The following is a 5773-nucleotide window of genomic DNA, read 5'->3' as shown; positions in this document are numbered from 1 at the left end:
CGCCAGCGAGATCAAATACGTCGTCAACGACATTCCTGTCACCACCGGCGACATCGCCCATCGCGCCGCTTTCCTGAAGCTGCAGCGCAAGAAGGGCGATGCCGGCCAGGAAATGATCGACCAGACGCTGCGTATGGCCGAGGCCAAGCGGCTTGGTATCCGCATCAGCGACGCCCAGGTCGATGCCGCGTACCAGCGCTTTGCCTCGAGCAACAAGATGCAGCTCAGCCAGCTCGACGGCGTCATGGAGAAGTCGGGCGTCACCAAGAGCCACTTCAAGGAATTCATCCGCGCCCAGATGGCCTGGAACCAGGCCTTGAGCGCGCGCTACCGTTCCGGCGACGGCACCGGCGCCGTCAGCGAACAGGATCTCGTCAGGAAGATGCTCGAAAAAGGCGGCGCCAAACCGAGCGCCACCGAATACATGCTGCAGCAGGTCATCTTCGTGGTGCCGGCGGCTGAACGCAGCGCGACGCTGGGCAAACGCAAGCGAGAGGCCGACGCCATGCGCGCCCGCTTCAACGGCTGCAACACGACGCGCGAATTCGCCAAGGGCCTGATCGACGTCACCGTTCGCGATCTGGGCCGGGTGCTGGCGCCGCAACTGCCGCCGGACTGGGCCGAGCAGATCAAAGCTACCAAAGTCGGCGGTGCCACCGTCACGCGCGAAACCGAACGCGGCGTCGAATTCATCGGCATCTGCTCGTCGCGCGAAGTGTCCGACGACAAGGTTGCCCAGATGGCGTTCCAGGCCGAAGGCTCCGGCGGCGACAAGGATGCCGACGCGCTCAGCAAGAAATATGTCGACGAGCTGAAGGCAAAAGCCCGCATCGTCAAGCGCTGACGTGGGCAACGCAGTGACTGCGCTCGCGTTGAGCGCCGGCGATCCGTCCGGCATTGGGCCGGAGATCGCCATCGCCGCCTTCATGGCGCGTGAAGCTGCCGCCCTGCCCCCCTTCTACCTGCTCGCCGATCCGGCGCTGATCGCCTCCCGGGCGCGCCTGCTCGGCCTCTCGCTGCCGATCGCCGAAGCCACCCCGGCACAAGCGGCGCAGGTCTTTGCCCGCGCCTTGCCGATCGTTCCGCTGGCTGCAGGCTGCATCGACAGCCCCGGCCAGCCGGATCCGGCCAATGCGGCCGCCACGATCGAGGCCATCGACCGCGCCGTCGCCGATTGCCTTGCCCGCGAAGCCTCGGCCGTGGTCACCTGCCCCATCGCCAAGAAGCCGCTCTACGATGCCGGCTTTCGCTTTCCCGGCCACACCGAATATCTGGCGCATCTGGCGGCTCGGCACAGCGGCGTCGAGGCGATGCCGGTGATGATGCTGGCAGGACCCGACCTGCGCACCGTTCCCGTCACCATCCACATAGCGCTGGCCGAGGTGCCGAAGGCACTGACCACCGAACTGATCGTCGCCACCGCGCGCATCACCGCTGCCGACCTTGCCGGCCGCTTCGGCATTGCCAGGCCACGGCTGGCGATTGCCGGGCTCAATCCACATGCCGGCGAAGGCGGCGCCATGGGCCTCGAGGACGAGCGGATCGTGCGCCCGGCGGTCGACATCCTGCGCGCCGAAGGCATCGACGCTTTCGGCCCTTTGCCGGCCGACACGTTGTTCCATGTCCGGGCGCGGGCTGGTTACGACGCGGCCCTTTGCATGTATCACGACCAGGCGCTTATCCCGGCCAAGGCGCTGGCTTTCGACGAGGCGGTCAATGTCACGCTCGGCCTGCCCTTTATCCGCACCTCGCCCGACCACGGCACGGCCTTCGACATCGCCGGCAAGGGTGTGGCGCGGCCCGACAGCCTGATAGCGGCGCTGAAGCTTGCCCGGCGGCTGGCCGACACGAACACCAAGGCGGTTGCCGCATGAGATCTCGGGCATGACCATCGACGGGCTGCCGCCGCTGCGCGAGGTGATCGAGCGTCATGGGCTGCAGGCGAAGAAGGCGCTCGGCCAGAATTTCCTGCTCGACCTCAACCTCACCGGCAAGATCGCCCGCACCGCCGGCGACTTGTCCGATGCAACCGTCATCGAGGTCGGCCCCGGTCCCGGCGGGCTGACCCGCGCCTTGCTTGCCAACGGAGCGCGCCAGGTGATCGCCATAGAGCGCGACGAACGTTGCCTGGCTGCTCTTGCCGAAGTGTCCGGCCACTATCCCGGCCGGCTGGAGGTTGTTTCGGGCGATGCGCTGAAGACGGATTTCACGGGCCTTGCCGGTCGAGCGACCGGCAATGGCGGCCCGGTCAAGATCGTGGCCAACCTGCCCTACAACATCGGCACGGAGCTGCTGGTGCGCTGGCTGACGGTCAGCGACTGGCCGCCTTTCTACACCTCGATGACTCTGATGTTCCAGCGCGAGGTGGCCGAGCGCATCGTCGCTCCCGCCGGCAGCGACAGCTATGGCCGGCTGGGGGTTCTTGCCGGCTGGCGGACGGAGGCGAGGATCGCCTTCGACGTACCGCCACAGGCATTCACGCCGCCGCCAAAGGTCACCTCCTCGGTGGTGCATCTTGTGCCGCGCCCGATGCCCCTGCCCACCGAGGTGAAGAAACTCGGCCGCGTCACAGAAGCCGCCTTCGGCCAACGTCGCAAGATGCTGCGGCAAAGCGTTAAGAGCCTCGGCGGCGAGGCCCTGCTCGACCGCGCCGGCATCGATCCGACACGCCGCGCCGAGACGCTCAGCGTCGAGGAGTTTGTAAGGTTGACAAACGCGGTGTAAGAAGCTGCCGATCTGCCCCCTCGTGGGGGAGATTGGCGCTTCACAGCCTCAACCCGTCTTCTCGTCCAACAGTCCCGAGACGAAATCGAACAGGCCTGGCCGGCGGTCGCGTCTCAGCCGCTCGGCGACGACGATGCCGCGCACTTCGGCGAAGGCGCGGTCGAGGTCGTCATTGACGATGACGAAATCATATTCCTTCCAGTGCTCGATCTCGTTGCGGGCGTTTTTCAACCGCGTTTCGATCACCGCTTCCTGGTCTTCGGCGCGGCGCTTCAGCCGTGCCTTCAACTCCTTCATCGATGGCGGCAGGATGAAGATCGAGACGATGTCGGCGCGCATCTTCTCCTTGAGCTGCTGGGCGCCCTGCCAGTCGATGTCGAACAGCATGTCGCGCCCTTCAGACAGCGCCAGTTCGGCAGGCTCGCGCGGTGTCGCATAGCAATTGCCATGCACCTCGGCCCACTCCAGCAGCGCGTCTGAATCACGAAGCCGCTCGAATTCGCGCATCGTCCGGAAATGATAGTGGACGCCTTCGATCTCGCTGCCGCGGCGCGGCCTGGTGGTGACCGAGACCGACAGTTCGAGGCTGGAATCGCTTTCCAGAAGATTGCGCGCGATCGTCGACTTGCCGGCGCCGGACGGCGACGACAGGACGAGCATCAGGCCCCGGCGGCGAATGCGGGACCCCAAATCCTTGGCAACCATCGGCTACTCCAGATTCTGGATCTGTTCACGAAACTGGTCGACCACCGCCTTCAGGTCCAGCCCGATCGCGGTGATGGCGGCGGCATTCGACTTGGAACACAGCGTATTCGATTCGCGGTTAAATTCCTGTGCCAGAAAATCGAGCTTGCGACCGACCGCGCCGCCGCCCACCAGCAGTGCCCGGCCGGATGCGACATGCGTTTTCAGCCGGTCGATCTCTTCGCGAATATCGGCCTTGGTGGCCAGGAACGCGGCCTCCATGTGCAGTCGGGTGGCATCCAAATTGGCGGAAGCGTCCATCAGCAGCCTGACCTGCTCGGCGATGCGTTCCCGGATCACCGCGGTCTCGCGGGATGGATCCACTTCTGCCCGCAGCGTCAGCGCCTCGATTGTGTCGATATGACCCGACAGCAGCAAAGCCAGCGCGGCCCCTTCGCCCTGCCGTGCCTGTTCAAGCCCGTTCAAGGCCACTTCGAGCGCGGCCATGATCGCGGCATCGAGCGCGGCCCTCGCCTCCTCGGTTTCGACAGTTTCGGGAATGTCGAGCACGCCGCGCAGCGACAGCAGTCCATCCGAGGTCGCCGCAGCAACGCCGAACTGCTCCTGCAGCCGCTTGGCGAGCCCGGCCAGGTCCTTCAGGAAGGCTTCGTTGACGACCGGCTGCGCCTGCGCGCCGACGGCACGGCCGATGGTCAGCGTCGCCTGAAAATTGCCGCGTGCAAAACGTTTCTGAAGTATCTGCCGGACAGCCGGTTCCAACCGCTCGAAGCCTTGCGGCAGCCGCAGCCGTACTTCGACGCTCTTGCCGTTGACGGACTTGACCTCCCAGGCGATCGAAGTGCCTTCGTGCTCGGCGACGGCACGTGCAAAACCGGTCATGCTCTGCAAATTCATATCGCCCACACGTCCCTGGCACATTGCCCCGAACCGGCTTTCCGGACAGAGCAAGTGCGGCTTGAAAATGACTGCGCCGCAGGCGCGTCGAAATCGGACGCGCGGCGCTCTTGCAAATGTCAGGGCGTCGCCTGTCGGGCAACGCCTTTCTTCATTCTACTGGGCAGCGCCCGCGTCACCGCCGCTGTCGTCGGCACCGTCAGCAGGCCCACTGTCGGCCGGCCCACCGTCCGCCGGCTTGACGGCATCGCTGTCGCCGCCGCCGGTCGTCTTGGCGGCTTTGGCGACGTCATCCGCCTGCTTCTTCTGCAGAGCGCGATAGCGGGCGACATTCTCGTTGTGCTCGTCCAGCGTCGCGGCAAAGACGTGCCCACCGGTGCCGTCGGCGACGAAATAGAGGTCGTCGGTCTTCGACGGATTGGCCACCGCCTCCAGCGCTGCACGACCCGGATTGGCGATCGGCGTCGGCGGCAAGCCGTTGATCACATAGGTGTTGTAGGGGGTCTGTTTCTGGATATCCGACTGGTAGATCGGCCGGTCCGCCGGCTTTCCCTTGCCGCCGAACAGCCCGTAGATGATGGTCGGATCGGATTGCAGGCGCATGCCCTTGGCAAGCCGGTTCAGGAAGACGGCGGCAACCCGTGAACGCTCGTCACCCTTGCCCGTCTCTTTCTCGACAATCGAAGCCAGCGTGACGAACTCCTCGACGTTGGCCAGCGGCAGGTCCGGCGCGCGCCGCTGCCAGACATCGTCAACCAGCTTCTTCTGATCCGCAAGCAGCTTGTCGACCATCTGCTGGCGTGTCGCGCCGCGCGTGAAGCGCAGCGTGTCGGTGGCGAGGCTGCCCTCCGGCGGCGTGGTTGCCGGCATGTCGCCGCTCAAGGCAGTCTCCTTGGCGATGCGCTGCAATGCCTGGTCGACAGTCAGTCCTTCAGGGATGGTCAGCGAATACATCACCGACTTGCCGCTCTTCAGAAGCTCCATGATATCGCGCATGGAAGCCCTGGGCTTGATCTCGTACTCGCCGGCTTTCAGCGCCGAATCATTGCCGAAGGCGCGCACGCCAAGGCGGAATACCCGGGCATCACTGATCAGTCCGCGGCGTTCGAGCTGGTCGGCGATATCCTGGACGCCGGTGTTCGGCTTGACCAGGAAGGTATCGCCATTAGCGGAGGGTCCGGGCTCGGTGAATTCCTGCTTGCCGAAATAGACCGCGACGCCGGCCGCCAGAACCACCAGCATCACCGAGGAGATGACGAAGTTCATGAACACGACGACCTGGCTGCGTGACGCACGCGAGCGCTTCGGCGGCGGCGTGCCGGCCTCTGGCCGCAACGCCTCGCTGGCCGTTTTCGGCACGATCGGTCCGGATGTTGCCGGCCGTTGCCCGAATTCTCCGTTGCCTGCCGGATTTGTGTTCATTTCGCCCTACCGTTTGATCGCCCAACGA

General features: G+C 65.3%; 7 protein-coding genes. 4 read left to right on the top strand and 3 right to left on the bottom strand.

What is annotated here, in order from left to right; genetic code table 11:
* The 3 genes from EN879_RS22115 to rsmA all read left to right on the top strand — a co-directional run.
* The coding region (locus EN879_RS22115; protein WP_164774510.1) for a peptidylprolyl isomerase at window positions 1–844 on the top strand (844 nt) is incomplete at its 5' end.
* Window position 845: 1 nt separating this feature from the next.
* A complete protein-coding gene (pdxA, locus tag EN879_RS22110) occupies window positions 846–1874 on the top strand; it encodes a 4-hydroxythreonine-4-phosphate dehydrogenase PdxA (RefSeq protein WP_013532510.1) in 1029 nt (342 codons plus the stop codon).
* Between the two features lie 10 nt (window positions 1875–1884).
* On the top strand, window positions 1885–2724 hold the full coding sequence (gene rsmA, locus EN879_RS22105; RefSeq protein ID WP_013532511.1) for a 16S rRNA (adenine(1518)-N(6)/adenine(1519)-N(6))-dimethyltransferase RsmA: 840 nt from the start codon (window positions 1885–1887) through the stop codon (window positions 2722–2724).
* 48 nt (window positions 2725–2772) lie between these two features.
* Here the strand turns inward: rsmA and gmk are convergent, their stop codons facing one another.
* From gmk to mltG, 3 genes are all read right to left on the bottom strand, one after another.
* On the bottom strand, window positions 2773–3429 hold the full coding sequence (gene gmk, locus EN879_RS22100; protein ID WP_013532512.1) for a guanylate kinase: 657 nt from the start codon (window positions 3427–3429) through the stop codon (window positions 2773–2775).
* 3 nt (window positions 3430–3432) lie between these two features.
* Complete coding sequence (locus EN879_RS22095; RefSeq protein WP_013532513.1) at window positions 3433–4323, bottom strand: YicC/YloC family endoribonuclease; 891 nt, start codon at window positions 4321–4323, stop codon at window positions 3433–3435.
* A gap of 156 nt (window positions 4324–4479) precedes the next feature.
* Window positions 4480–5589: an endolytic transglycosylase MltG gene (gene mltG, locus EN879_RS22090; RefSeq protein WP_244514283.1), complete on the bottom strand. Its 1110-nt coding sequence runs from the start codon at window positions 5587–5589 to the stop codon at window positions 4480–4482.
* Between mltG and EN879_RS40095 the strand changes: the two genes are divergently transcribed.
* Window positions 5588–5773: hypothetical protein (locus EN879_RS40095; RefSeq protein WP_245466064.1), on the top strand; the 186-nt coding region annotated here is incomplete at its 3' end. The genes mltG and EN879_RS40095 overlap by 2 nt on opposite strands.

Source organism: Mesorhizobium sp. M7A.F.Ca.AU.002.02.1.1 (genome assembly GCF_003998535.1).
In the GTDB taxonomy this organism is placed as follows: domain Bacteria; phylum Pseudomonadota; class Alphaproteobacteria; order Rhizobiales; family Rhizobiaceae; genus Mesorhizobium; species Mesorhizobium ciceri.
This window is presented reverse-complemented; position numbering and strand designations above follow the sequence as displayed.